Raw genomic sequence first — 23,507 nt, forward strand, 5'->3', positions numbered from 1 at the left:
GGGCGCCCGGCACCCGCCGGGCTGGTTCGTCGTGCCCTTTTCCTGCCACCGCAAGGAGTTCCGCCATGGAAGACGTCGTCATCGCCGGAGCCGGCCCGACCGGCCTCCTGCTCGCCTGCGAGCTCGCCCTCGCCGGCGTCCGCCCGCTGGTCTTCGAGCGGCTGCCCGAGCCGGCCCCCGAGAACCGCGCCAACGGGCTCGTCGGCCAGGTCGTGCGCCTGCTCGACCGCCGCGGCCTGCACGAGCGGCTCGCCGGCCCGATCGGCCCGCCCGTGCCCGCCTTTGTCTTCGGCGCGATGCGCCTGGACCTCACCCTCACCGAGTACAACTCGCTCACCATCCTCGGGGTGCCGCAACGGCAGGTGGAGGCGATGCTCGCCGAACGCGCCACCGAGCTGGGTGTCGAGATCCGGCGCGGCCACGAGCTGACCGGCCTGACCCAGGACGGGGAGAAGGTGACCGTCCAGGTCACCGGCCCGGACGGGCCCCTCGAGGTGACCGCGCGCTACGTCGTCGGCGCGGACGGCGGCAAGAGCGTCACGCGCAAGCTCGCCGGCATCGGTTTCCCCGGCGTCACCGAAGACCGCACCATCTCCTACAGCTCGAGCGCCACCGTGCCCGCGGAGCTCGTCGACCCGGTGTCGGGCGGCCTAAAGGTGCCCGGCCACGGGGTCGTCCCGCCGTTCTTCCACTACCGCACCGAAACCGGCCTCTTCGTCTTCGCGCCGTTCCCCGGCCGGCCGCTCGTCACCACGATGGAGTGGACCGACGACGACAACACCGACGACGACGTCCCGATGACGCTCGACGAGCAGCGCGCGAGCATCCGCCGGGTGCTCGGCTTCGACCTGCCCCTCGGCCCGCCCGAGGGTGACGGGCTGCGCCTGCTGCGCCGGCTGCGGGGCCGCAACACCCGCCTCGCCGACCGCTTCCGCGAGGGGCGGGTGCTGCTGGTCGGCGACGCGGCGCACGTCCACTCCGCGATCGGCGGCCCCGGGCTCAACCTCGGGCTGCAGGACGCCGTCGGCCTCGGCTGGAAGCTCGCCTCCGAGGTCCGCGGCCACGCTCCGGCCGGCCTGCTCGACACCTACGAGAGCGAACGGCGGCCGGTCGCCGAGCGGGTGGTCATGCACACCCAGGCCCAGTCCGCGCTGATCGCGCCGGGCGGCGACGTCACGGCGCTGCGGCAGCTGTTCGGCGAGCTGCTCCGGCAGCCGAGCACCGTGCAGCACATCGCGGACCTGATGTCCGGCGCCGACGTCCGGTACCCGCCGGGCACCGATCACCCGCTCGACGGCCGCTGGGCCCCGGACCTGGTGCTCGACGACGGGACCCGGCTGGCCGAGCTGACGCGGACCGCCCGGCCGCTCCTGCTGGACCTCACCACGAGCGCGTCGCTGGGCGACGAGCTGACGGGCTGGACCGACCGCGTCGACGTCGTCACGGGTAAGGCGTCGGCGCCCGCCACCGCGCTGCTCGTGCGTCCCGACGGGTACGTCGCCTGGGCGTCGAGCTCGGCCGAGCCGGACGAGGGGGAGCGCAAGACGCTGCGGATCGCGCTGGAACGGTGGTTCGGCAGCCCCGTTGACATGTAGGAGATATCCTACGTATGGTCGCGGGCATGACGATCACCCACGTGCAGTTCCTGACCCTGCCGGTCGCCGACCACGCCCGCGCGCGCGACTTCTACGTCGGCAAGCTCGGCTTCGAGGCGCTCGTCGACCGCCGCACGCCCGAGGGCGGCCGGTTCGTGATGGTCGCGCCGAAGGGCGCGCAGACCGGGATCGTGCTGACCGACCAGCCGGTCACCGGCATGGAGCCGGGTCCGCGGCACTTCCAGCTGCAGACCACCGACCTCGACGCCGACGTCGCCGCGCTGCGGACCGCCGGGGTCGAGGTCGCCGACCCGGACCACCGGCCGTGGGGCCGCGCGACGTCGTTCACCGACGTCGACGGCCACACCCTCGGCCTGCTGGAGCCGTCGGACTTCGGCAACGTGCCGAGCTGATGCCGGTCAACGACGACGTCTTCGCCGCCCTGGCCAGCCCGGCGCGGCGGCAGGTCCTGCGGCTGCTGCTGGACGGCCCGATGGCCGCCGGCGCGATCGCCGAGCGCTTCGCGATGGCCCGGCCCAGCCTCTCGGAACACCTTCGGGTGCTGCGCGAGGCGGGTCTGGTCGCCGAGCAGCGTCAGGGCCGCAACCGCGTCTACCGGCTGGACGCGGCGCCGCTCGAAGAAGTCGCGGACTGGCTCACGCCGTACGAGCGCTTCTGGCGGACCAAGCTCACCAACCTGCGTGACCTGCTCGACGAGGAAGAGGACCTGTGACCGACGACGACCCGACCGCCATCCACGTCGACCAGTTCCTCGCCCACCCGGCCCGCAAGGTGTGGCGCGCGCTCACCGAGCCGGACCTGCTCGAACGCTGGATGAACATGCCCAACGACATCAAACCGGTGGTGGGGCACCGGTTCGAGCTGCTGGCCGAGCCGGTGCCCGCGGCCGGGTTCGCCGGCGGGCCGGTGGCGTGTGAGGTCCTCGAGGTCGTGCCCGAGCGCAAGCTGAGCATCCGCTGGGGTCCGCAGTGGACGGTCACCTGGCGGCTCGAACCCGAGGGTGACGGCACCCGGCTCTTCCTCAGCCACGAAGGTTTCGACCCGGACGACGAGTTCCAGCGCGTCTCGCGCCGGATCATGGGCGGCGGCTGGCGCTCCCACGTGCCGCGCGCGCTCGCCCGCTTGCTGGACACCCTGCCCGATCCGGCCCCGTTACGATCGAGTGGTGAGCGCCGCCGCTGAACCCGCTGAGCCGAAACCGCTGCGCGCCGACGCCCGGCGCAACCGGGCGCGCGTGCTGGAGGCGGCCGAGAGCGTGTTCGCCGCCAAAGGCACCGGGGCGCCCACCGAAGAGGTCGCCCGTGCCGCCGGGGTCGGCATCGGCACCGTCTTCCGGCACTTCCCGACCAAGGAAGCCCTGCTCGAAGCGGTGCTGGTCGCGCGGCTGCGCCGGTTCGTCGACGAAGCCGAAGCCGTCGTCGCGGCCGACTCGGCGGACCCCGGTGAAGCGTTCTTCGCGTTCCTGACCAGCTGGATCGAGATGTCCAGCGCCAAGAACGCCTACTTCGAAGCGCTCACCGCGGCCGGCGTGACCGTGCCGGTCTCCAAGTCCGACATCGGCGCCCGGCTGCTCGAATCCCTCGGGGTGCTGCTGTCACGAGCGCAGGACGCCGGCGCGGTGCGCAAGGACCTCGTCGTCGGCGAGCTGATCACCGTGATCATCGGGGTCGCGAAAGCCGCCGAATACGCCAAGGACGCGCACCTGCGCGACCGGGCCGTGACGATCATGTTCGACGGCCTTCGCCCGTCAGCGGGGGACCGGCGCTGAGCCGACCGGCTCCAGCGTCGGGCGCTTCGGGGTGAGCGTGTCCCCGGAGGACTCACCCTTGACGCGCCGCCGCACCCACGGCAGCGCGTGTTCGCGCGCCCACTGCAGGTTCTGGCTGCGACGCTCGGCCGGGCTCAGCTCCACCCGCGGCGCCGGCTCCGGGTTGGTCAGCGGGTGCTCGACGCCGAGGACACGCAGGACCTCGATGGCGACCTCGGTGTGGCCGAGCGCGTTGAGGTGCAGGCGGTCCGGCGCCCAGAACCGCCGGTCGCACAGCTGCCGCATCGACCACAGGTCCACCAGCAGCGCGTCGTGCCGGTCCGCGATCCCGCGCACGAGCTCGTTGTAGATCGCCACCCGGCCGCGGATCGCGCGGAACAGCGGGTCCTCGACCCCGTCGACCCCGGTGAACAGGATCAGGCGGGCGCCGGTCGCGCGGATCCGGGCGACCGCGGTCTCGTAGCCGCCGAGCAGCGCGTCGATGTCGACCTTGGGCCGCATCAGGTCGTTCCCGCCCGCGTAGAGGGAGACGAGGTCGGGCTCCAGCGCCAGCGCCGGCTCCAGCTGCTCGGCGAGCACCTGCGGCAGGAGCTTGCCGCGGATGGCGAGGTTGGCGTACCGGAAGCCCGGCTCGCGCGCGGCGAGCTGTTCCGCGGTGCGGTCGGCCCAGCCGCGCACGCCGTTCGGGGCGGCCGGGTCGTCGTCCCCGACGCCTTCGGTGAACGAGTCCCCCACCACCACTAAGCGCTTGCTCATGTCAGCAGTCTAAGCAGGCGCCCGGGAAAAAGGATCACACCCCTGGGCCGTGGGTGGATTACGGTGACGGACATGGCCGATGTTCGTGTGGGTGTGGTGTTCCGTCCGCAGTCGCCGCCCGAGGAGCTGCGGGAGACCGTGATCGCGGCCGACCGGGCCGGCATCGACGAGCTCTGGCTGTGGGAGGACTGCTTCCGCGAAGGTGGCCTCACGACGTCCGCGGCCGCGCTGGCGTGGAGCGAACGCCTCACGGTCGGGATCGGGCTGCTGCCGGTGCCGCTGCGCAACCCGGCGCTCGCCGCGATGGAGATCGCGACGCTGGCGCGGATGTTCCCCGGCCGCTTCGTCCCGGCGGTCGGGCACGGGGTGCTGGACTGGATGGCGCAGGTCGGCGCCCGGGCCGCGTCCCCGATGACGTTGCTGCGCGAGCACACCGACGCCGTCCGGCGGCTGCTGCACGGCGAGACCCTCAGCGTGACCGGGCGGTACGTGCAGCTCGACAACGTGGCGCTGGACTGGCCGCCGGAGCAGGTGCCCCCGCTGGTCGTCGGGGCGCGCGGGCCGAAGACGGTCGCCCTGGCGGGCGAGGTGGGCGACGGCGTGCTCCTGGACTCCTTTCTGGTCACCCCGGAGTACGTCGCTTCGGAGACGGCTCGAGCCACCGAGGCGGCAGAGGCCGTTGGCCGGCCGGCGCCGCAGGTTATCGTCTTCACGGAGATCGAACCGAACGTGCCCGCCCTTGGCGACCGCGCCCGCGACCTGATCGCCGAGCTGGCCGCCGCCGGCGCGACGTCCGTGATCTTGCAATGCCCTTCCGACCACCCCGACCCCGGTCCGCTGATCGCCGCCCTGGGCCGCTGACGGCGACCATGGGCATGTCCGTCACGACGTCGCTGCTGGACATCGCGTACGAAGAATCGGGCTCGCCGGAGGGGGTCCCGGTCGTGCTGCTGCACGGCTTTCCTTACGACGTCCGCAGCTACGACGAGGTCGCCGCCCGGCTCCCCGATGCCCGGGTGCTGGTGCCGTACCTGCGTGGCTTCGGCGGCACGCGGTTCCGCTCGGCCGAGACACCCCGCTCCGGCCAGCAGGCCGCGCTCGCCCAGGACCTGCTGGGCTTCCTCGACACCCTCGGCGTCGAGGAAGCCGTCGTCGGCGGCTACGACTGGGGCGGCCGCGCGGCGTGCCTGCTCGCCGCGTTGTGGCCCGAGCGGGTGCGCGGGCTGGTGTCGGTCGACGGTTACAACGTCCAGCTCCTCGCCCACGCGGGCGAACCGGCGCCGCCGGAGTGGGAACGGACCTACTGGTACCAGTACTACTTCCAAGCCGAGCGCGGCCGCCGCGGGCTGGAGCGCAACCGCGAAGAACTGTGCGAACTGCTGTGGCGCACGTGGTCCCCGACGTGGGCGGGCGCGGCGGAGGCGTTCCGCGCGAGCGCGGAGAGCCTGCACAACCCGGACTTCGTCGACGTCGTGATCCACTCCTACCGCCACCGCTTCGGCCTGGCCGAGGGCGACCCCCGCTACGACCGGCTGGAGGAGCTGATCGCGCGGGAGCCGCGGATCACCGTGCCGGCGGTGGTGCTGGAACCCGGCGCCGACGGCATCGGCGGTCCCAGCGCGGCCGAGGACCGTGAGTACTTCACCGGCCCGTACGAGCACCGCGTGGTGCCGGACGTCGGGCACAACGTGCCGCAGGAAGCTCCCGAGGTGTTCGCGGAAGCGGTGCGCGCACTGCTCTGACGTTCCGCCGCGCGCGGAATCCGTGGCCGGACCCGGGAAGCACGCGGTACACGGGAAGCATGACGGCCTACGACCCGATCGCCGACTGGTACGAGACGACGTTCCTCACCACCCAGCGCGAAGACCCCTTGGCCCTCGGCCCGGCGCTGCGGGAGCTGCTCGGTGCCGGCTCCGGGCCCTGCCTCGAGCTCGGCTGCGGCACCGGCGTCCACGCGGGCCGCGTCCGCGACCTCGGCTGGTCGCCACTCGGGGTCGACGTCTCCGCGAGCATGCTGCGCCACGCGACCGGACGGCTGCCCGTCGTGCGCGGGGACGCCGCGGCGCTGCCGGTCGCCACCGGGTCGGTGCCCGCGGTCGTCGCGATCATGGTCCACTCCGACATGCCGGCCTACCCGGCCGTGCTGGGCGAAGCGGCCCGCGTCCTCGCGCCCGGCGGGGTGTTCGTGCACCTCGGCGTGCACCCGTGCTTCTGCGGCGGGTTCGCCGACCGCTCCGACGACACGGCCGTCGTGCTCCGGCCCGGCTACCGCGAACCCGGCTGGACGACGGCGTCCTGGACCGACCGGGGCCTCCGCGACAAGGTCGGCGCCACCCACCTGCCCCTGCCGGAGCTCCTCCACGCCGTCCTCGACGCGGGCCTGACCTTCGAGCGGTTCGCCGAGGGCGGCGAGCCCACCCCGACGGTCTTCGGCTGGCGGGCGAGAAAACTTCCGCGGAGTTTGTCGAATCCAGCCCACCCCGGTTGACGCCCTCACAAGAGCGCGGACCACACCGAGGGAGCTGAGCAGCGATGGCGAAGGAATTCGAAGTCGGTTTCGAGGGCACGCTGGCCGCCACGCCGGAAGACTGCTGGCGGGCGATCACCGTCGATGCGGGGAGCTGGTCGTGGCCCATCTCGTACGAGCCGCGGGTCGGCGGCCGGGAGTCCGGGCTGACCTTCCACGGCGGTGAGGTCACCGTCTGGCAGCCGGGTGAGCACTTCGCCACCCGCTGCGAACGGGACGGCTGGTTCAACCAGCTCGACTACACCTTCGCCCGCCGGGACACCGGGACGCACCTGAAGTTCGTGCACCGCGGGGTCTTCCTCGAAGACTGCGACAACAACTACGACGCCTGCCGGCAGCACACCGCGTTCTACTACCACTCGCTCGGCGAGTACCTCACGCACTTCGCCGGCCGCACCGCCACCTACGCGATGACCGAGGCTCCCGCGGTGTCCGCGGCCGCCGACGGCTTCACCAAACTGACCAAGGCGCTCGGTGTGCCCGAAGGCGTCCGGGCCGGGGATCCCGTCTCGGTGCGGGGCGTCGCGGGGGTCGTCGACTACACCACGCCGAACTTCCTCGGGGTCCGGACCGCGGACGCGCTCGTCCGCTTCTACGGCCGCAACGCCTTCGGCTGGCCGATCGGCGTCGGGCGGCACCACTTCGACACTGTCGACGTCGAGGCGGAGGAACGCGCCTGGGCGGCGTGGCTGGCGGAGGTCTTCGCCTAAGCGGTCAGCTGCCGCGCCCGGTGCTCGGCGACGTGGACCCGCGTCGCGCAGCGCGTCGAGCAGAACCGGCGGCGGCCGTTGCGCGAGGTGTCGACGTACGCCGTCTCGCAGTCTTCGCGGCCGCAGATGCCGAGGCGGTCCGGGGCTTCGCAGACCAGGTGCGCGAGGCCGCCCGCGGTGTAGGCGCGGACCCGGCCGACCGGCCCCGCGTCCTCGGCCGAGTAGTGCAGGTGGGGCGGCTTGCCGTCGTGGGTCGTGATGTACGGCCGGCACGCCGCCTCGGTGAGCAGGCCGTTGACCAGGTCGGGCCGCTGCGCGGGCTCGGCGGCGAACACCGGGCGCAACCGCCGGGCCCACGCGGCGATCCGGGCCGCCTCGTCGTCGTCGAGCGCCGGGATGGACATGCCGTTGCGGACCATCCCCGCCAGCAGTTCGCTCGCGGAGCCCGCGTTCACCAGGTCCGCGGCCACCAGAGCGGCCGGCCCGCCGTAAGGGTTGAAGTGCACAAAGCCATTACACCACGATCGGGGTATGCCCACGAACCGTTGCCCCCGCTGCGGGTGGCCGCTCGCCGAACTGCCGGCGACGGCGGCCCGGCCCGCCACCCACCGCCTCGACTACGTGCGCTGCGTCTGCGGCAGCTGGCTGGCCCGGCTCGACGGCGAAGTCGTCGGCGCCACCCGGGACCGGCTCACCAGGTGAGGCTGCTCAGAGGTCGAGCACACCCGCGGCGTTGTCGTCCCACTGGTCGACGCGGCGGATGTACTCGTAAAGCGCGCGGCTGCCGCGCACCCAGCGCCCCTGGTCGGCGATCGCGAGGTCGTCGGCGCCTGCCCGGCGCGCCTCGGTGGCGAACCCGGAGCGCAGCGAATGCCCGGTCACCGGGTACGGCAGGTCCGCCCGGACGCCGGCCCGGGTGAGGATCTGGTTGACGCCGGTGGTGCTCAGCGCGGGCTCGCCGACGTTGCCGTGCCGGTCGACCCGGCGGAACGCGGGCCCTTCGGTGATGCCCGCACCGGAGCGCCACGCCAGCCAGGCCCGCACCGGGTCGGTGTCGGGGTTCTCGCGGCGCGGGACGACCATGTCCCCGGTGCTCTTGCCGTGCCGCACGGTCACCGACAGGCCCCGGTCGTCGACCCGCTCGACGTCGGTGACCAGCAGGTTCGCCAGGTCCGAGCACCGCGCGGCGATGGGGAACCCGATCAGGAGCATCGCCCGGTCGCGGGCCCCGGCGAGAGTGTCGGGACAGGCTCGCGACATGGCCCGCAGATCGGTGAGGGTCACCATCGTGGCCTTGCCGCGGCCGCGTTGGATGCCGTCCCGGGCGAGCCGCTGCCGGTACCCCTTCAGCGCCCGCCACGCGGCCCGGCTCGCTTCGGGATCGACGACGACCTTGTGGTGACGCAGCCCGGCGAGAGCACCGGTCAGCCGCCGTTCGATGGTCGAGGGCGCCGCCGGGGCGGCCCGTTCCGGCACCTCGGCGACGGCGCGTTCGTCCGGCCGCAGCGTCCGCCCGCGCTCCAGCCACACGACGAACCCGGTCAGCGCGCCGATCGACGCCGCCAGCGGCGGGATCCCGGCTTCGTCGGTGTAGTCCTGCCACACCTGCCAGTCCTGGGCGTAGGCCTTGAGCGTGTTCGGCGGCCGCTGCCCGTCGACGTGGCGGGCCGCGGCCTCGTCCAGCAACGCCAGCCGGTCCTGCGGGCTCGCGGCGGCCAAGACCGCGTCGGTCACCGGTTCCAGGTCGGGCACGCGCCGAGGTTAGTGGATGATTCGTCCGGGACGCTGTCGATCCGGCCGGGCGCCGTTCGTGTCAGCGGTGAACGCACCGACCGGCGAAGGAGACGACGTGAAGCAGTACCTGCTCAGCATCTACCAGCCCGACGGCCCGACCCCGCCGCCGGACGTGCTCGACGAGGTGACGAAGAAGCTCGACGTGCTGAACGCCGACCTCCAGGCGGCCGGCGCGTGGGTGTTCGCCGGCGGCCTGCACCCGCCGTCGAGCGCCACCGTGCTGCGGGCCGCCGACGGGGACACGCTCGTCACCGACGGCCCCTTCACGGAGGGCCGCGAGCACCTCGGCGGGTTCACGATCATCACCGCGCCCGACCTCGACGCGGCCCTGGCCTGGGGCAGCCGCCTCGCCGACGCCGTCGCCCCGCTGCCGGTCGAGGTGCGGCCGTTCGGCGGATGAGCGTCGAGGAGGTCTTCGCCGCGGAGTACGGCCGCGCGGTGTCGGTCCTCGTGCGGGTGTTCGGGAGCATCGACATCGCCGAGGAAGCCGTCCAGGACGCGTTCGCCGAGGCGGTCCGGCGCTGGCCGGCCGCCGGGCTCCCGCCGAGCCCGGCGGGCTGGATCATCACCACTGCCCGCAACCGCGCCGTCGACCGCCTGCGCCGGGAAGCCGCCCGCGAGGACAAACACGCCCAGGCCGCCTTGCTGCACCTGGAATCCGAGCCCGTCGAGGAGGGCGCCGTGCCCGACGAACGGCTCCGGCTGATCTTCACCTGCTGCCACCCCGCGCTGGCCCGGGCCAGCCAGGTCGCGCTGACGCTGCGGCTGCTCGGCGGTCTGACCACCACCGAGATCGCGGCGGCGTTCCTGGTCGCCGAGCCCACGATGGCCCAGCGGATCGTCCGCGCGAAGAACAAGATCCGCGACGCCGGGATCCCGTACCGCGTCCCGCGGGACGCGGACCTGCCCGCGCGGCTGGCGGCGGTGCTGGCCGTGCTGTACCTGATCTTCACCGAGGGGTACACGGCCAGCGCGGGGGAGGACCTGGTCCGCGACGACCTGTGTCACGAGGCGATCCGGCTCACCCGCGTCCTGGCCGGGCTGATGCCGGACGAGCCGGAGGTCTGGGGCCTGCTCGCGCTGATGCTGCTCGTGCAGGCGCGCCGCGCCACCCGCACCACCGCCGGCGGCGACCTCGTCCTGCTCGCCGACCAGGACCGCGCGCGCTGGGACCCGGCGCTGATCGGCGAGGGCCAGGAGATCGTCCGGCGGTGCCTGCGCCGCAACCAGCCGGGCCCGTACCAGATCCAGGCGGCGATCCAGGCCGTCCACAGCGACGCGCCCACGGACTGGACGCAGGTCAAGGCGCTCTACGACCAGCTCCTGGCCGCCACGCCGACCCCGGTGGTGGCGCTGAACCGTGCGGTCGCGGTCGCCGAGGTCGACGGTCCCGCCGCGGCGCTGGGCCTGCTTGACGGCCTCGGCCTCGAGGGTTTCCCGCTGTACCACGCGGTTCGCGCGGATCTGCTGGCTCGCCGGGGCCGCACCGAGGACGCGGCTTCGGCGTACCGGCGGGCGATCGAGCTGACCCGCAACCGCGTGGAGCGGGAACTGCTCGAGCGCAAGCTGGCGCTCCTGAGCTGAGGGTCAGCCCGCGGCGAACGCGTCGATCTCGACGCGGAACCGCGGGTCCACCAGGCCACGCACCTGCACCAGCGAACACGCCGGCAACCGGTCCGGGTCCAGGTATTCGTCGCGCACCGCGCGAAATGCCGGCAGGTCGGCGAGATCGGTGAGGAAGACCGTCAGCTTCACGATCCGGTCGAGCCCGGAGCCGGCCGCGGCGAGCGCGGTCGCGAGGTTTTCGAACACCTGCCGCACCTGCGCGTCCGCGGCGTCCCCGGCGAACTCCCCGGCGCTGCTGACCGGAACCTGACCGGAAACCGCGACGAGCGGCCCGTCGAAGGTCACGGCGTGGCTGTATCCGTTCACCGGGGGCAGCCCGTCCGGTCGCACCAGGTATTCCGCCATGAGTTTCCTCCCCTTCTCGATCTCCCCACCGTATCGCCGCACGCGCCCTCGTCCTGTGGAAGACACCGTGGAGTTCCTGAGGTCGCTCGCAGGCGGTTCACCCAGGTCCACCCGGCAGGCTGGTGCGTCGGCGCCCAGGTGGCCACCGCGGTCGCGGGGCAGGGGCAGGGGCACGCTGATGATCTCGCCGGGTCGAGCGCGGCCCCAGCCTCGCTTCGGGCTTCCAGGCTCGCCCAGGGCCGGGGGCTCCTAGTTTTTGCTCCCCCTGATCCCGTCCGTGGAAGCCATCCGGTGTTCTGAGTTCGGATATGTGACCTTATCCAAACCCAGAGGTCCTCCAACTTATCTTCTAATCATAACTAGATGGATTTAGTTCTAATTAGAAGATTTGATAGAGTCTCGATCATGACGGAAGATGCTGGTCAGGCCCGAATCTGCGAGTACCGCCGCTGCGGAGCACCGCTGCCACCCGCAGTAGGCCGGGGGAGCCGGGCGCGGTTCTGCCAGGACGGGAAGACCTGGGGCCGCCGGAACCTCACCTGCCGCGACGCCGAAGCCGTCCTGTCGGACGCCGAGTCGCTGCGAGAGAGCGACACCCGGCTCGACGACACCGCCGTCACCGCGCTCGCCGGCCACGTCGACCGAGTGCTCGAACCGGCACAAGGACTCGTCGAGACGCTCACAACGCTGCGCCACCAGCTCGAAGCGACAACCGCCACCGCGCTCGCCGAACGAGACGCGGCACTCGCCGAAGCCGACGACCACCGCCGTCAGCGCGGTCTCGCCGAAGCCGAAGCCACGCAAGCCTGGGAGACCGCCGAAGAAGCCTCCGCGACCGCAGCCGCCGCAGAGAAAGAGAAGGCCGCCGCCATCCGGGAGCGAGACGCCGCTCGTGGCGCTCAGCGCGAGGCGCTCCACGAGCGTCAGCGCGCCGAAGGCCAGCTGGCCGCGATCCGCGACGAGCTGGCGCGGGTCACCGAACGCGCCGAGGCGACCGCGACCCTGGCAAGCGAACGAGCCTCGACGATCGCCACCCTGACCGCGGAGCTCGCCGCCACCCGCACCGCCCTTGACGAGGAACGCCGCCGCGGTCACGCGGCCGCCACCAGGGCCGAGACCGCCGAGGCCCGCGCCGAAACAGCGGCCGGACGGCTCGACACGGCCCGCGAAGAGCTGACCAAGGCAGCAGCTGCCCACCAAACGGCACAGGAACGGGCCCGGGAAGACACCGACCGCCTGCGCGCCGGGTTCGACCAGCGGCTGGCCGAGCTGCAGGCGACCCACGAGCAGACGGTCCGGTCCATGCACGAAACCACCACGAACCTGGGCGCCGAGCTCCGCACCGCCCTCACCCGCGCCGACACCGTCGAACACACCCTGACCAGGGTCTTCACCGTGCTCAGGGAAACACCGGGACTCCCCGACGCCGTCACCGCAATGGTTAAGTAGTTACTTGACTATTGAAGCGACACGGCATAACTTAAGTACATGCTTGACCATGACCTGGACCTGGTGTTCCGCGCCCTGGGTGACCGCACCCGGCGGGCGCTGGTGGAACGTCTCGTGCGCGGTCCGGCGTCGGTCAGTGAGCTGGCCGAGCCGCTGACCATGTCGCTCGCCGCCGTCGTCCAGCACCTCCAGGTGCTGGAAGCCGCCGGGATCGTGCGGTCGGAGAAGACCGGCCGCGTCCGCACCTGCCGGATCGAACCCGACCTGCTGCGCGCCGGCGAGCACTGGCTGGGGCGGCAGCGCACCACGTGGGAAAGCAAGCTCGACCGGCTCGGCGACCTCCTGACCGAGCCGTCTGACGAAGGGAGCACGACATGAGCGTCATCCACTCCACCTTCACCCTCGAACGGACCTACCCGGTGACACCGGAGCGCGTGTTCGCCGCCTGGGCGGACCCGGTGGCGAAGGAGGCCTGGTTCGTTTCCGAGGGGACGCACGAGCTGGACTTCCGCGTCGGCGGCGAGGAGACGATCAACGGGCTCACCCCGGACGGCGGCGTCCTGGCCCTCGTCTCGACCTACCACGACATCGTGCCCGGCCGGCGGATCGTCTACGCCTCCACGCTCAGCGGCGGCGGGAAGCTGGCCACGCTGTCGACGACCACCGTCGAGCTGGCCGATGAAGGCGACGGCACCCGGCTGACCCTGACCGAGCAGGGCACCTTCCTCGACGGCGAGGAGAAGCCGGAGTGGCGTGAGCAGGGCACCGGTGACTGGCTCGACCGGCTGGGCGAAGCGCTGAAATGATCGTTCACGCCGTCCGGTACCGCTGGGGACTGACCCCGAACTCGCGTTTGAAGGCCGCGCTGAGCGCGAACGCGCTGCCGTAGCCGACCTGGTGGGCGACCGAGCCGATCGTGGCGTCCGGTTGCTGGCGCAGCAGGTCCGCGGCGAGCGCGAGCCGCCAGCCGGCGAGGTAGGCCATCGGCGTCTCGCCGACCGTGACGGCGAACCGCCGGGCCAGCGCGGCCCGGGAGACCCCGGTGTTCGCCGCGAGCTTCGCGACCGTCCACGGTTCGGCGGGCTGATGCTGCAGCAGCCGCAACGCCTGGCCGACGACCGGGTCGTCGTGCGCGCGGTACCAGGCGGGCGCGCTGGTGTCGGGCCGGTCGAACCAGGTCCGCAGCGCGGCGATCAGCAGCAGGTCGAGCAGCCGGTCCAGGACGGCTTCCTGGCCGGGCACGTCCTTGCCGATCTCGGCGGCGAGCAGCCCGACCAGCGGGGTCGGCCAGTCGTCCGCGCGCAGCACGATCAGCACCGGCAGCGCCGCGAGGAGCCGTTTGCTGAGCTCGCCTTCCATGCCGTAGGTGCCGGTGAGCAGCACGACCGGCCCGTCGGCGCCGTGGCCCCAGGTCCGCACGCCGAGGTCGGCGTAGTCGGTGAGGTGCCCGCCGTCGGGGGTGCGGCATTCCTGGCCGGGCAGGATGATCGCCTGCGGCGGCGTCGCCGGGTGGTCGGCGACGAGGTACGGGTCCGGGCCGCGCGCGATCGCGACGTCGCCTTCGCGCATCAGGACGGCTTCGCCGCCGTCGGGCACGATCCACGCTTCGCCGCGGACGACGGAGACGACGGTCAGAGGCGCCTGGTCCTCGATGTGCAGGGCCCACGGTGGCGTCAGCACCGAGCGGAGCAGGAACGCGCCGTGGGCGCGGGGGCCGTCGAGAAGCGCGGCGAGCGGATCCATGCCGCTCAGCATAGACGCTAAAACATGCGATCAAGGCTTTGAACTATGGAGAGTCTCACTCACAGCCGCTTGACTCACTGCCATGACAACAACGAACTTCCTGGTGGTGGGCGGCACCGGCAAGACCGGGCGCCGCGTGGCGGACCGGCTGCGGGAGCGCAGCCTGCCGGTGCGGATCACGTCGCGGCGCGCCGCGCCGCCGTTCGACTGGAGTGACCGCGAGACCTGGGCGCCGGCCCTCGACGGGGTCAGCTCGGTCTACCTGACCTACTACCCCGACCTGGTGGTGCCCGACGCGGCCGGCGACATCCGCGCGTTCACCGAGCTCGCCGTCGCCCAAGGGGTGCGGCACGTGGTGCTGCTCTCCGGTCGCGGCGAGGAAGAAGCCGAGGCATGTGAACGGATCGTGGCCGACGCGGGCACCGGCTGGACGGTCCTGCGGTGCAGCTGGTTCGCGCAGAACTTCAGCGAGCACTTCCTGCTCGACGCGGTGCGCGGCGGGGAGATCGCGCTGCCGGCGGGCACGGTGACCGAGCCGTTCGTCGACGTCCGCGACATCGCCGACGTCGCGGTGAAGGTGCTGACCGAGCCCGGGCACACGGGACGGCTGTACGAGCTGACCGGGCCGCGGCTGCTGAGCTTCGCCGACGCCGCCTCGGACATTTCGGCCGCGTCCGGGCGAGATGTCCGCTATGTTCCGGTTTCCGCCGAGGACTACGCGGCCGCGGCCGTCGGGTACGGCGTCCCGGAGGAAGAGGTGGGGGCGCTCACCGAGCTGTTCGCCCGGGTGCTCGACGGGCGCAACGAGTCGGTGACGCACGACGTGGCGAAGGTGCTGGGCCGCCCGGCGACGGATTTTGCCGAGTTCGCCCGGGACGCGGCGGCCACTGGGGTCTGGGCGCGGTGAAGGGGAAGGAGAGCTCGATGTCCACTGTGGTGCTGGTGGCCGCGCTGGTCGCGGCCGGGTTGATCGCGGGGTTGTTCTACGCCTACGCCTGCTCGGTGCTGCCGGGGCTCGCTCGCGGCGACGACAAGACGTTCGTGGAGGCGATGCGCGGCATCAACGTCGCGATCGTCAACCCCGTCTTCATGCTGACGTTCCTGGGCGCGCCGGTGCTGGCCGGCGTCGCGGTGTTCGTCAACCTGGGGTCGCGGCCGTTGCCGTGGATCATCGCCGGGTTCGTGTTCCTGCTGGCGATGGTCGTGATCACCGGGGCGGTGAGCATCCCGCTCAACAACGCGCTGGAGAGCGGCGGTGACGACTACGCCGCGGTGCGGGCGGCGTTCGAGGCGGTCTGGGTGCGCTGGAACGTCATCCGCGCCCTGGTGAGCACGGCGGGCTTCGGCTGCCTGGTCGCCGCCGTGCTCACCCGGGGCTGATCAGTCGGCGAGGCGGAACAGCAGGTCGGTGACCCACTGGGTGGGGTCGGGCTGTTCGAGGGGGTTGGTGCGCAGGACTTCCAGGCGGCCACCCCACTCCTCGCCGTCGGGGCCTTCGGTGACGTCCCACGTGAGGCCCTCGGCCGCGCCCCAGGCCAGGACCTCCGCGGTGGCGGCGGCCAGGCCGTCGGGCGCGCCGACGTAGGTCTCGAGGACGTACTTCCCGGCCGGGACCTCACCGAGGAAAGCGGGCTCGTCAGGTGTGAACCCACCCTCGATCGGGACGCCGGCCTCGACGGTGAACCGCATGCCGGGGTGCAGCACGCGGTAGCGGAAGAACGGCGCTCCGGCGGGCACGATCCCGTGGCCGGCGAGGGCGCCGATGAGCGGGGGCAGCCGGTCGGCGATGCGGGGGAACTGCTCGATCCCCAGCGTCGCGCGTTCGGCGACGTAGCGCTGGACGGGTCGGTCCACTGTGGACGGCATCAGGCGGGCTCCTCGGGGACGAACATCGGGCGCACCTCGATGCTGCCGTAGGTGGCGGCGGGGTGCTTGGCGGCGAGCTCGAGGGCTTCGTCGAGGTCGTCGCAGTCGAGGATGACGAACCCGCCGATCTGTTCCTTGGCTTCGGTGAACGGCCCGTCGGTGAGCAGGACCTCGCCGTCGCGGACCCGGATCGTGGTGGCTTCCGACGGCGGTCGCAGGCCTCCGCCGCCGCGGATCTTGCCGCGGCGGGCCAGGTCTTCACTCCAGCCGCCGCACCCGTCGTCCTGGTGTCCTTCGGCGGTCTCGTCGCCGGCGATGATCAGCAGGTACTGCATGTCAGTGTCCTTCCAGTACTTCGCGCAGGCGCGCGGCGAAAGCGTCCGGTTCGGTGGCGAACCCGCCGTGGTCGCCGGGGAACTCGACGGCGGTGAGCTCGAGGCCGGCGGCGAACCCGAGGGCGGCTTCGTGGGCCGTCGTCCCGGCGGACTTCTCGCCGACGGCGACCACCAGCCGCGCGGGTGTCGCCCGGAGCGCGTCGAGGTCGGGTTGGTAGCCGCCGGTGGCGGCCATCAGGTGGCGGAAGAAGTAGGTGAAGTTGCCTTCGCCCCGGGGGTCGAGCGGAGGCGCGGGGTCGACACCCACGAGCGCCATGAACGCGGCGAAGGCCGGGGCGAGGCCTTGGTCGTGGAACAGGGCCGGGATGTCGGGGCCGTCGAGGGCGGCGGCGGGCAGGTAACGGCTGACGGGCGGTTCGTGCAGCACGAGCGTGCGGACGTCGCCGGGGTGCCGCCGGACGTGGTCGAGCATCGTGATGGCGCCGCCGCTGCTGGCGAAGACGTCGGCGGGGCCGATCTCGGTGAGCAGGCGGTGCACGTCTTCGGCGTGTTCGCGGATGATGTCGTCCCCCGGTTCGCCGTCGAGGGGGCTGCGGCCGAGGCCGCGCGGGTCGTAGGTGACCACGGTGTGGTCTTCGGCCAGCAGCGGCCGGATGTGGGTGAACACCGCGGCGTCGGCCGGGCCGCCGGGGACCAGTAGCAGCACGGGTCCGTGGCCGGTGACGTCGTAGGTGATCGTGGCGCCGGGGACGGCGAGGGTGGGCATGGGTTCCTCCGGTGGTCGGGGTTCACCCGACCGACGAACGGGCCCGCCGGGGACCGACAGCGTTTCGGAGATTCTTCGGGTGAGGTAGTCGCGCTCGGCGTCGGTGGGCGCGAGGTCGCGGGCTTTCGAGTACCACTCGGCGGCGTCGGTGTGGCGGCGCAGGCGGCGCAGGAAGTCCGCGCGGGTGGCCGGGAGCAGGTGGTATCCGGTCATCGTCAGGCCCTCGAGCAGCGCGAGCCCGGCCTCGGGACCGTCGGCCATGCCGACCGCGACCGCCCGGTTGAGCTCGACGACTTCGCTGGGAACGTGCTTGCGCAGCTCGCCGTAGAGGCCGGCGATCTGGGCCCAGTCGGTGTCGGCGGGTGTCACAGCGGTGGCGTGACAGGCCGCGATGGCGGCCTGGATCTGGTACGGCCCGGGCCGGCGGCGGCGCAGCGCGGTCTCCAGGACCTGGGTGCCTTCGGTGATCTCACCCGTGTCCCAGCGGGTGCGGTCCTGCTCTTCCAGCGGCACGAGCTCGCCGTGCACGCCGGTGCGGGTGGCGCGGCGGGCGTGCTGGAACAGCAGCAACGCGAGCAGCCCGAGGACTTCGGGTTCGTCCGGCATCAGGCTGGCCAGTACGCGGGCGAGGCGGAGGGCTTCGGTGGCGAGGTCGGGGCGCAGCAGGTCGGGCCCGGCGCTGGCGGAGTAGCCCTCGTTGAACGTCAGGTACAGCACGCCGAGCACGGCGGTGGTGCGTTCGGGCAGCAGGTGCGCGGGCGGGACGCGGTAGGGGATGCCGGCGTTGCGAATCTTGCGCTTCACCCGCACGAGCCGTTGCGACATGGTCGCTTCCGGCACGAGGAACGCGCGGGCGATCTCGGCGGTGCTCAGCCCGGCGAGGGTGCGCAGGGCGAGCGCGACCTGGGCTTCGGTGGCCAGGGCCGGGTGGCAGCAGGTGAAGATGAGCCGCAGCCGGTCGTCGGTGACGCCGCTGTGGTCGGTGTCGGGGTCGTCGGGGACGTTCACGAGGCCGGCCTCCCGGAGCTTGGCGGCGCCGAGGGCGTCGCGGCGGAGCCGGTCGGTGGCGCGGTTGCGGGCGGCGGTGGTGAGCCAGGCGCCGGGCCGGCGTGGCACGCCGTCGCGGGGCCAGGTGCGCAGGGCCAGCGCGAAGGCTTCCTGGGCGCATTCCTCGGCGAGGTCCCAGTCGCCGGTGATCCGGATGAGCGTGGCCACGACCTGGCCCCACTCCTCGCGGAACGCCTCGGTGACCGCGGTCTCGACGTCCACCACCCGTACCTCCCCACGTTTCCGGTCACCCCGCCGACGAACGGCGGGCGCCGGGATCGACACCTAGCCGGTCGCCGCCGCGTGACAGGCGCCGAAACCTTCGGCCCGCACGACGATCCGGCCGTTTTCGACGCGCACGGCCGTCTCGGTGGCGTCGCTGACCGCCGTGACGCCGGCGGCCGCGGCGAGCTCGCCGGTGGTGTCGCAGACGATCCGCAGCCGGGGCCGGGCCGGCGGGGTGATCGCCTGGTCGAGGCAGCCGCGCAGGTCGGCGACGGCGAGCCGGGCCAGCGGGGCGAGCTCGCCGGGATCGCTGGTGACGAGCACCGCGGTGACGTCGGCGCCGGTGCGGACGGCTTCTTCGAAGGCGGCCGCGCGGTGCAGGCCGAGCACGGTCACGACGCCGTCGCCGGGCCGGATCGTCTCGCCGGTCAGCAGGTCGGTTCCCGCGGGCGGGCGCCACGGCTCGTCGACGGGCTTGGCCTGGCTGGTGATCGGCGGGGTCGCGGGCCAGTCGTCGCTCAGGCCGAGGTCGAGCAGGGCAGCGCACGCGGTGACGACGTGGAACGGCTCGCCGAAGCCGGGCGCGGCGGCGGCAAGCTGGCTCGCGCCGTGCAGCGTGGTGAGGGCGGCTTCGGCGACGCGGACCAGGCGCCGTCCGGGGCGACGGCGTTCGAGGGCGAGCCCGAGCAGGATCGCCTCGAGGCGCATGAGCTGCGCGAACGGCCGCCGGGTGTGCTCGTCGGCGAGGATCTCGGGCAGCAGGTCGCGGCCGAGGCGGGCCTCGTCGCTGTCGGTGTCGGTGGCCAGGGGGAGCCGGGCGACCCAGGCGCGGGCGAACGCGGCCAGCACGTCGGACGCGCTCGCGTCGGGCGGCGGGGTCGCGGGCCGGGGCGCGCGTTCGGCGAGGTCGGCCAGGACGGCGAAGTAGAGGGCTCGTTTGCCGGGGAAGTTGGAGTAGACGGCGCCGCGGGTCAGCTCGGCGCGTTCGGCGATGACGTCGATCTTCGCCTCGCGGAAGCCGCGGCGGGCGAACTCGTCGCGGGCGGCGGTGAGCACCTTCGCGCGGTTGCGCTCCTGGGTCTCCGCTCTGCTGAGCCTGACCATCGTCCTCCTTGCCGTGGTGTCGCGAGCCAAGATACCGTGACCATTGAGATGATAGGAACATCTGATTTGACCATCTGGAGTGGTGGATGATCCCCGAAATCGACCTGACCGACCTCAAGGTCCTCACCGACCCGTTCACCGCCTACGACCACGCCCGCGAAGCCGGCGCGCTGGCCAAGCTCGTGATCCCCGGCTTCGGCCCGTTCTGGGCGCTGACCCGCTACACCGAGGCGCGCGCGATGCTCGCCGACCCGCGGTTCGAGGTCCGCGCGGAGAGCTTCATGCGCCCGCCGGGCATCCCCGAGCACTGCCGGGAGTACATGCGGACGATGGCCGAGCAGGACGGGCCCGCGCACCTGCGGCTGCGGCGCCTGGTCGCGCCGGCCTTCACACCGAAACGCGCGGCGCAGCTCCGGCCCCGGCTCGCCGCGCTCACCGAACGGCTGCTCGACGAGCTGCCCGCCCACGCCGACGGCGGTGTGGTCGACCTGATCCCGCACTTCGCCCGGCCGCTGCCGATGGACGTCATCTGCGAGCTGGTGGGCATTCCCGAGGCCGACCGGCCGCGCTGGCGGGAGTACGGCGCCGCGGTCGCCGGTGGGGTGGGCCCGGACTTCACCACCGCGATCCCGGAGATCGTCGCGGGCGCGAAGGAGGCGGTGGCGCGCAGCCGGGCCGAGCCGGGTGACGACCTCATCGGCGACCTCGTGCGTGCCGAGGACGACGACCGGCTCACCGACACCGAGCTGGTCACCCTGGTCTGGCACCTGGTGCTGGCCGGGCAGACGTCGGTGAACCTCCTCGCCAACGCCGTCGAAGCCCTGCTGCGGCACCCGGACCAGCTCGCGGCTCTGCGCGCGGATCCGGCGTTGTGGCCGGGCGCGGTCGAGGAGCTGATGCGCTTCTGCAGCCCGCAGCTGCTGACCACCCCGCGGTTCGCGCGGGAAGACGTCGAGATCGGCGGCGAGGTGATCCGGGAGGGCGAGCGCGTGACGGCGGCGATGGTGGCGGCCGACCGCGACCCGCGGGTGTTCGCCGACGCGGACCGCCTGGACGTGACCAGGAACGGGCCGGCGCAGCTGGGGTTCTCGTACGGCCCGCACTTCTGCCTGGGCGCGTCGATCGCCCGGGTCGAGACGGAGGTGGCGCTCTCGGCGCTGTTCGCGCGCTTCCCGGATCTGGCGCCGGCCGGTGACGTGCCGCGCGCGCCCGACGGCGGGACGTGGCGGCCCGCGGAACTACCGCTGACGCTCTGAGATCAGCGCTTCGATGCCGTCGAGGACCCGGGCCAGGCCGAACCGGAAGGTGTAGGCCGGGTCTTCGGCGGCGTTGTGGGCCTCACCCGCGGCCTGCCCGACGCGGGAGGCGAGGGGGTAGTTGGCCGCGTCGGCGGCCGGGATGCCGGCCAGCACCGGCGCGGCGCGTTCCCACCACTGGGCGTCGGTCAGGCCACTGGTGCGCACCAGCCGGGCGGCGTCGAGCGAGCTGCGCGCGGTCGTCCGGACCAGGCCGGTGACCAACCCGACGGCGGCGTCCATCTCGACGTCGTCCAGGCCGATGCCCTCGACCGCGCGCAGTTCGTGCTCGTACTTGGCGAAGCTGTTCGGGCCCAGCGCCGAGCGGCTGGTGGTGGCCTGCAGCAGCCAGGGATGCCGGTGGAACAGCGCCCATTGGCCGTCGGCGACCGCGGTCAGCGCCGCGCGCCAGCCGAAGCCGGGTTCGGGGGCGGGCAGCTCGCCGTGGGCGTGGTCGACCATCAAGTCCAGCAGCTCCGTGCGGCCGGGCACGTAGGTGTAGAGCGACATGGGGGAGACGCCGAGGTGCTCGGCGACGCCGCGGATGGTGACGGCGTCGAGCGTGTCGGCGTCGGCAAGGGTGATCGCCGCGCGGACGACGTCGGCCGTGGTCAGCTTCGGTTTCGGGCCGCGTCGCGGGGGCGCCGACACGCCCCAGAGCAGCTCGATCGCGCGTCGCGGGTCACCGCCGCCGGTCTCCTCCGTGGTCACGCCGCCCATTCTGCCCACCCAATTCTCGTACAACGTACAGAGTTGTGCTAACCTCTTCTTCGTACACAGTACAGAGTAAAGGGGGACGATGACCCTGCAGATCCAGGCCGAGGGACTTCGCAAGCGCTACGGCGACGCGTACGCCCTTGACGGGTTCGCTCTTTCCGTCCCGGCGGGCACGCTCCACGGCCTGCTGGGACCCAACGGCGCGGGCAAGACGACCGCCGTCCGCGTGCTCTCCACCCTGCTGCGCCACGACGAGGGCCTCGCCCGGGTCGCGGGCTTCGACGTCGCCACCGAACCGGCGAAGGTGCGCGCGTCGATCGGGCTGGTCGGGCAGCAGGCCGCGGTGGACGAGCTGCTGTCCGGCCGGCAGAACCTGGTGCTGTTCGGCCGGCTGCACCACCTGGGCCGGCGCGAGGCCACCCGCCGCGCCGACGACCTGCTGGACCGCTTCAACCTCGCCGACACCGGGACGAAGCCGGTTTCGGCGTACTCCGGCGGCATGCGGCGGCGGCTCGACCTGGCCGCGTCCCTGCTCGCCGCCCCGCGGGTGCTGTTCCTCGACGAGCCCACCACCGGGCTCGACCCGCGCAGCCGCGCCGAAGTCTGGCGGGCGGTGCGGTCGCTGGTCGCCGACGGCACGACCGTCCTGCTCACCACGCAGTACCTTGAAGAGGCCGACCGCCTGGCCGACCGGATCTCGCTGGTCGAACACGGGCGCGTCATCGCCGAAGGAACCCCGGCCGAGCTGAAGGACTCTCTCGGCGCGACCCGGATCGAGCTGACCCTGCCCGACCCGGACGTCGTCGTCCCCGCGGCGGCTCTGCTGGCCCGCGTCACCGGGACCGAGCCCGTCACCGAAGAACTGCGGGTCAGCGCACCAGCCGAGCCGTCGATGCTGACCGACGTCGTGCGCGAGCTGGGCGCGACCGAACTGGCGGTCGCCGACGTCGCGCTGCGGCATCCGACGCTCGACGAGGTGTTCCTGGAGCTGACGGGGAAGGTGGCGCGATGAGGTGGGCCCTCGCAGACGGCTGGACGCTGACCGGGCGCTACCTCGCGCACCTGGCGCGGCGCCCGGCCCGGCTGGCCACGGTGGTGGCGTTCCCGGTCCTGATGGTGCTGATCTTCGCCTACCTGCTCGGCGGCGGGATGACCGTGCCCGGCGGCGGCTCGTACCGCGAGTTCCTGATGCCGGGGATGTTCGCCATGACCATGGCGTTCGGGCTGTCGGGGACGATGATCTCGGTGCTCGACGACGCCACCAAGGGGGTCACCGACCGGTTCCGGTCGCTGCCGATGGCGCCGTCGGCGGTGCTCACCGGCCGGGTGGCCGCGGACCTGGTGAACGCGGTGCTGGCGCTGGCGGTGCTGTTCGGCTGCGGGTTCGCCGTCGGGTGGCGCCCGCACGGCAGCCTCGGGGAGACGCTGGCCGCGGTGGTGCTGCTGCTCCTGCTGCGCACGGCGCTGGTGTGGGCGGGGATCTACCTGGGGCTGCTGACGACGGATCCGTCGATGGTGACGCTCGCGCAGACGCTGGAGTTCCCGTTCGGGTTCCTCTCCAGCGCGTTCGTGGCGACCGCGACGATGCCGGCGTGGCTGGGAACCGTGGCGGAGTGGAACCCGTTGTCCTCCACGGTGACGGCGGCGCGGGTGCTGTTCGGCAACCCGGGGGCGGCGGGGACGTCCTGGGTGAGCGAGCACGCCGTGCCAATGGCCGTGGTGTGGCCGCTGGTGCTGCTCGCGGTGTTCGTGCCGTTGTCCGTGCGCCGATACGAGAGGCTGGGGAACTGATCACCGATTTCCTGCCGGGTGAACCGC

Annotated in this window: 30 protein-coding genes and 1 pseudogene; 20 read left to right on the plus strand and 11 right to left on the minus strand. The window is 72.8% G+C overall.

Going from position 1 to position 23,507, the window contains the following annotated elements; translation table 11 throughout:
* Window positions 1-65: 65 nt before the first annotated feature.
* The 5 genes from ACZ61C_RS09920 to ACZ61C_RS09940 are packed head-to-tail and all read left to right on the plus strand — an operon-like array spanning window position 66 to window position 3,384.
* Complete coding sequence (locus tag ACZ61C_RS09920) at window positions 66-1,595, plus strand: FAD-dependent monooxygenase (RefSeq protein WP_465304903.1); 1,530 nt, start codon at window positions 66-68, stop codon at window positions 1,593-1,595.
* Between the two features lie 26 nt (window positions 1,596-1,621).
* The gene (locus tag ACZ61C_RS09925; RefSeq protein WP_465304905.1) at window positions 1,622-2,008 is read left to right on the plus strand and encodes a VOC family protein; all 387 of its coding nucleotides are present in this window, start codon (window positions 1,622-1,624) and stop codon (window positions 2,006-2,008) included.
* On the plus strand, window positions 2,008-2,328 hold the full coding sequence (locus ACZ61C_RS09930; RefSeq protein ID WP_465304907.1) for a metalloregulator ArsR/SmtB family transcription factor: 321 nt from the start codon (window positions 2,008-2,010) through the stop codon (window positions 2,326-2,328). The genes ACZ61C_RS09925 and ACZ61C_RS09930 overlap by 1 nt, the downstream gene beginning before the upstream one ends.
* Window positions 2,325-2,798 carry an SRPBCC family protein gene (locus tag ACZ61C_RS09935; protein WP_465304909.1) on the plus strand — a complete coding sequence of 158 codons (474 nt, stop codon included), beginning with the start codon at window positions 2,325-2,327 and terminating at the stop codon, window positions 2,796-2,798. The genes ACZ61C_RS09930 and ACZ61C_RS09935 overlap by 4 nt, the downstream gene beginning before the upstream one ends.
* Window positions 2,782-3,384 (plus strand): TetR/AcrR family transcriptional regulator, encoded by a 603-nt coding sequence (locus ACZ61C_RS09940; protein WP_465304911.1) that lies wholly within the window; start codon window positions 2,782-2,784, stop codon window positions 3,382-3,384. The genes ACZ61C_RS09935 and ACZ61C_RS09940 overlap by 17 nt, the downstream gene beginning before the upstream one ends.
* Here the strand turns inward: ACZ61C_RS09940 and ACZ61C_RS09945 are convergent.
* Window positions 3,364-4,140, minus strand: a complete 777-nt coding sequence (locus ACZ61C_RS09945) for an SGNH/GDSL hydrolase family protein (RefSeq protein WP_465304913.1) — start codon at window positions 4,138-4,140, stop codon at window positions 3,364-3,366. The genes ACZ61C_RS09940 and ACZ61C_RS09945 overlap by 21 nt on opposite strands.
* A 72-nt stretch (window positions 4,141-4,212) precedes the next feature.
* Between ACZ61C_RS09945 and ACZ61C_RS09950 the strand changes: the two genes are divergently transcribed.
* Genes ACZ61C_RS09950 through ACZ61C_RS09965 form a run of 4 tightly spaced genes read left to right on the plus strand, consistent with a single transcriptional unit; the run spans window position 4,213 to window position 7,377 of the window.
* Window positions 4,213-5,001: an LLM class flavin-dependent oxidoreductase gene (locus ACZ61C_RS09950; protein WP_465304915.1), complete on the plus strand. Its 789-nt coding sequence runs from the start codon at window positions 4,213-4,215 to the stop codon at window positions 4,999-5,001.
* 14 nt (window positions 5,002-5,015) lie between these two features.
* A complete protein-coding gene (locus tag ACZ61C_RS09955; protein ID WP_465304917.1) occupies window positions 5,016-5,882 on the plus strand; it encodes an alpha/beta fold hydrolase in 867 nt (288 codons plus the stop codon).
* 59 nt (window positions 5,883-5,941) lie between these two features.
* Window positions 5,942-6,628, plus strand: a complete 687-nt coding sequence (locus ACZ61C_RS09960; protein WP_465304919.1) for a class I SAM-dependent methyltransferase — start codon at window positions 5,942-5,944, stop codon at window positions 6,626-6,628.
* A 44-nt stretch (window positions 6,629-6,672) separates the two neighbouring features.
* Entirely contained in the window at window positions 6,673-7,377 is a 705-nt protein-coding gene (locus tag ACZ61C_RS09965; protein ID WP_465304921.1) for an SRPBCC family protein, read from the plus strand.
* Here the strand turns inward: ACZ61C_RS09965 and ACZ61C_RS09970 are convergent.
* Window positions 7,374-7,883 carry a CGNR zinc finger domain-containing protein gene (locus ACZ61C_RS09970; RefSeq protein WP_465304923.1) on the minus strand — a complete coding sequence of 170 codons (510 nt, stop codon included), beginning with the start codon at window positions 7,881-7,883 and terminating at the stop codon, window positions 7,374-7,376. The genes ACZ61C_RS09965 and ACZ61C_RS09970 overlap by 4 nt on opposite strands.
* 25 nt (window positions 7,884-7,908) lie before the next feature.
* Here ACZ61C_RS09970 and ACZ61C_RS09975 point away from each other — a divergent pair, with 25 nt between their 5' ends.
* On the plus strand, window positions 7,909-8,079 hold the full coding sequence (locus ACZ61C_RS09975) for a hypothetical protein (RefSeq protein WP_465304925.1): 171 nt from the start codon (window positions 7,909-7,911) through the stop codon (window positions 8,077-8,079).
* Window positions 8,080-8,085: 6 nt separating this feature from the next.
* Here ACZ61C_RS09975 and ACZ61C_RS09980 read toward each other — a convergent pair whose 3' ends face one another.
* Window positions 8,086-9,129, minus strand: coding sequence for a site-specific integrase (locus ACZ61C_RS09980; RefSeq protein WP_465304927.1), 1,044 nt, complete (start codon window positions 9,127-9,129; stop codon window positions 8,086-8,088).
* 97 nt (window positions 9,130-9,226) lie between these two features.
* On the opposite strand from ACZ61C_RS09980, the gene ACZ61C_RS09985 reads away from it, so the two are divergent.
* Window positions 9,227-9,571, plus strand: coding sequence for a YciI family protein (locus tag ACZ61C_RS09985; RefSeq protein ID WP_465304929.1), 345 nt, complete (start codon window positions 9,227-9,229; stop codon window positions 9,569-9,571).
* A complete protein-coding gene (locus ACZ61C_RS09990) occupies window positions 9,568-10,755 on the plus strand; it encodes an RNA polymerase sigma factor (RefSeq protein ID WP_465304931.1) in 1,188 nt (395 codons plus the stop codon). Before ACZ61C_RS09985 ends, ACZ61C_RS09990 begins: the two co-directional genes overlap by 4 nt.
* A gap of 3 nt (window positions 10,756-10,758) precedes the next feature.
* Here ACZ61C_RS09990 and ACZ61C_RS09995 read toward each other — a convergent pair whose 3' ends face one another.
* Window positions 10,759-11,142, minus strand: a complete 384-nt coding sequence (locus ACZ61C_RS09995) for a RidA family protein (protein ID WP_465304933.1) — start codon at window positions 11,140-11,142, stop codon at window positions 10,759-10,761.
* Between the two features lie 405 nt (window positions 11,143-11,547).
* Here ACZ61C_RS09995 and ACZ61C_RS10000 point away from each other — a divergent pair, with 405 nt between their 5' ends.
* The 3 genes from ACZ61C_RS10000 to ACZ61C_RS10010 are packed head-to-tail and all read left to right on the plus strand — an operon-like array spanning window position 11,548 to window position 13,397.
* Window positions 11,548-12,591, plus strand: a complete 1,044-nt coding sequence (locus tag ACZ61C_RS10000; RefSeq protein ID WP_465304935.1) for a hypothetical protein — start codon at window positions 11,548-11,550, stop codon at window positions 12,589-12,591.
* A 39-nt stretch (window positions 12,592-12,630) separates the two neighbouring features.
* The gene (locus ACZ61C_RS10005) at window positions 12,631-12,969 is read left to right on the plus strand and encodes an ArsR/SmtB family transcription factor (protein WP_465304937.1); all 339 of its coding nucleotides are present in this window, start codon (window positions 12,631-12,633) and stop codon (window positions 12,967-12,969) included.
* Window positions 12,966-13,397 (plus strand): SRPBCC family protein, encoded by a 432-nt coding sequence (locus ACZ61C_RS10010; RefSeq protein ID WP_465304939.1) that lies wholly within the window; start codon window positions 12,966-12,968, stop codon window positions 13,395-13,397. Before ACZ61C_RS10005 ends, ACZ61C_RS10010 begins: the two co-directional genes overlap by 4 nt.
* A gap of 4 nt (window positions 13,398-13,401) precedes the next feature.
* Here ACZ61C_RS10010 and ACZ61C_RS10015 read toward each other — a convergent pair whose 3' ends face one another.
* Window positions 13,402-14,334, minus strand: coding sequence for an AraC family transcriptional regulator (locus tag ACZ61C_RS10015; protein ID WP_465304940.1), 933 nt, complete (start codon window positions 14,332-14,334; stop codon window positions 13,402-13,404).
* A gap of 82 nt (window positions 14,335-14,416) precedes the next feature.
* Here ACZ61C_RS10015 and ACZ61C_RS10020 point away from each other — a divergent pair, with 82 nt between their 5' ends.
* Window positions 14,417-15,241: a Rossmann-fold NAD(P)-binding domain-containing protein gene (locus tag ACZ61C_RS10020; protein ID WP_465304942.1), complete on the plus strand. Its 825-nt coding sequence runs from the start codon at window positions 14,417-14,419 to the stop codon at window positions 15,239-15,241.
* Window positions 15,242-15,258: 17 nt separating this feature from the next.
* Window positions 15,259-15,714, plus strand: a complete 456-nt coding sequence (locus ACZ61C_RS10025; protein ID WP_465304944.1) for an anthrone oxygenase family protein — start codon at window positions 15,259-15,261, stop codon at window positions 15,712-15,714.
* Here the strand turns inward: ACZ61C_RS10025 and ACZ61C_RS10030 are convergent, their stop codons facing one another.
* The 5 genes and pseudogenes from ACZ61C_RS10030 to ACZ61C_RS10050 all read right to left on the minus strand — a co-directional run bounded on the left by ACZ61C_RS10030 (window position 15,715) and on the right by ACZ61C_RS10050 (window position 19,677).
* A complete protein-coding gene (locus ACZ61C_RS10030) occupies window positions 15,715-16,200 on the minus strand; it encodes a GyrI-like domain-containing protein (RefSeq protein WP_465304946.1) in 486 nt (161 codons plus the stop codon).
* A complete protein-coding gene (locus ACZ61C_RS10035; protein ID WP_465304948.1) occupies window positions 16,200-16,535 on the minus strand; it encodes a YciI family protein in 336 nt (111 codons plus the stop codon). The genes ACZ61C_RS10030 and ACZ61C_RS10035 overlap by 1 nt, the downstream gene beginning before the upstream one ends.
* Window position 16,536: 1 nt before the next feature.
* On the minus strand, window positions 16,537-17,301 hold the full coding sequence (locus tag ACZ61C_RS10040; protein ID WP_465305625.1) for an alpha/beta fold hydrolase: 765 nt from the start codon (window positions 17,299-17,301) through the stop codon (window positions 16,537-16,539).
* A 12-nt stretch (window positions 17,302-17,313) separates the two neighbouring features.
* Window positions 17,314-18,570, minus strand: a pseudogene (locus tag ACZ61C_RS10045) (RNA polymerase sigma factor); the annotation flags it as partial.
* Between the two features lie 63 nt (window positions 18,571-18,633).
* Window positions 18,634-19,677, minus strand: a complete 1,044-nt coding sequence (locus tag ACZ61C_RS10050) for a TetR/AcrR family transcriptional regulator (protein ID WP_465304950.1) — start codon at window positions 19,675-19,677, stop codon at window positions 18,634-18,636.
* Window positions 19,678-19,763: 86 nt separating this feature from the next.
* Between ACZ61C_RS10050 and ACZ61C_RS10055 the strand changes: the two genes are divergently transcribed.
* The gene (locus ACZ61C_RS10055) at window positions 19,764-20,933 is read left to right on the plus strand and encodes a cytochrome P450 family protein (protein WP_465304952.1); all 1,170 of its coding nucleotides are present in this window, start codon (window positions 19,764-19,766) and stop codon (window positions 20,931-20,933) included.
* Here the strand turns inward: ACZ61C_RS10055 and ACZ61C_RS10060 are convergent.
* Window positions 20,916-21,692 carry a TetR/AcrR family transcriptional regulator gene (locus tag ACZ61C_RS10060; RefSeq protein ID WP_465304954.1) on the minus strand — a complete coding sequence of 259 codons (777 nt, stop codon included), beginning with the start codon at window positions 21,690-21,692 and terminating at the stop codon, window positions 20,916-20,918. The two genes, ACZ61C_RS10055 and ACZ61C_RS10060, sit on opposite strands and share 18 nt — an antisense overlap.
* Before the next feature lie 79 nt (window positions 21,693-21,771).
* Between ACZ61C_RS10060 and ACZ61C_RS10065 the strand changes: the two genes are divergently transcribed.
* Both ACZ61C_RS10065 and ACZ61C_RS10070 read left to right on the plus strand, forming a co-directional pair.
* Window positions 21,772-22,701: an ATP-binding cassette domain-containing protein gene (locus ACZ61C_RS10065; RefSeq protein WP_465304955.1), complete on the plus strand. Its 930-nt coding sequence runs from the start codon at window positions 21,772-21,774 to the stop codon at window positions 22,699-22,701.
* Window positions 22,698-23,480, plus strand: coding sequence for an ABC transporter permease (locus ACZ61C_RS10070; protein ID WP_465304957.1), 783 nt, complete (start codon window positions 22,698-22,700; stop codon window positions 23,478-23,480). The genes ACZ61C_RS10065 and ACZ61C_RS10070 overlap by 4 nt, the downstream gene beginning before the upstream one ends.
* Window positions 23,481-23,507: the final 27 nt, after the last annotated feature.

It is taken from the genome of Amycolatopsis sp. NPDC104587, assembly GCF_055583645.1.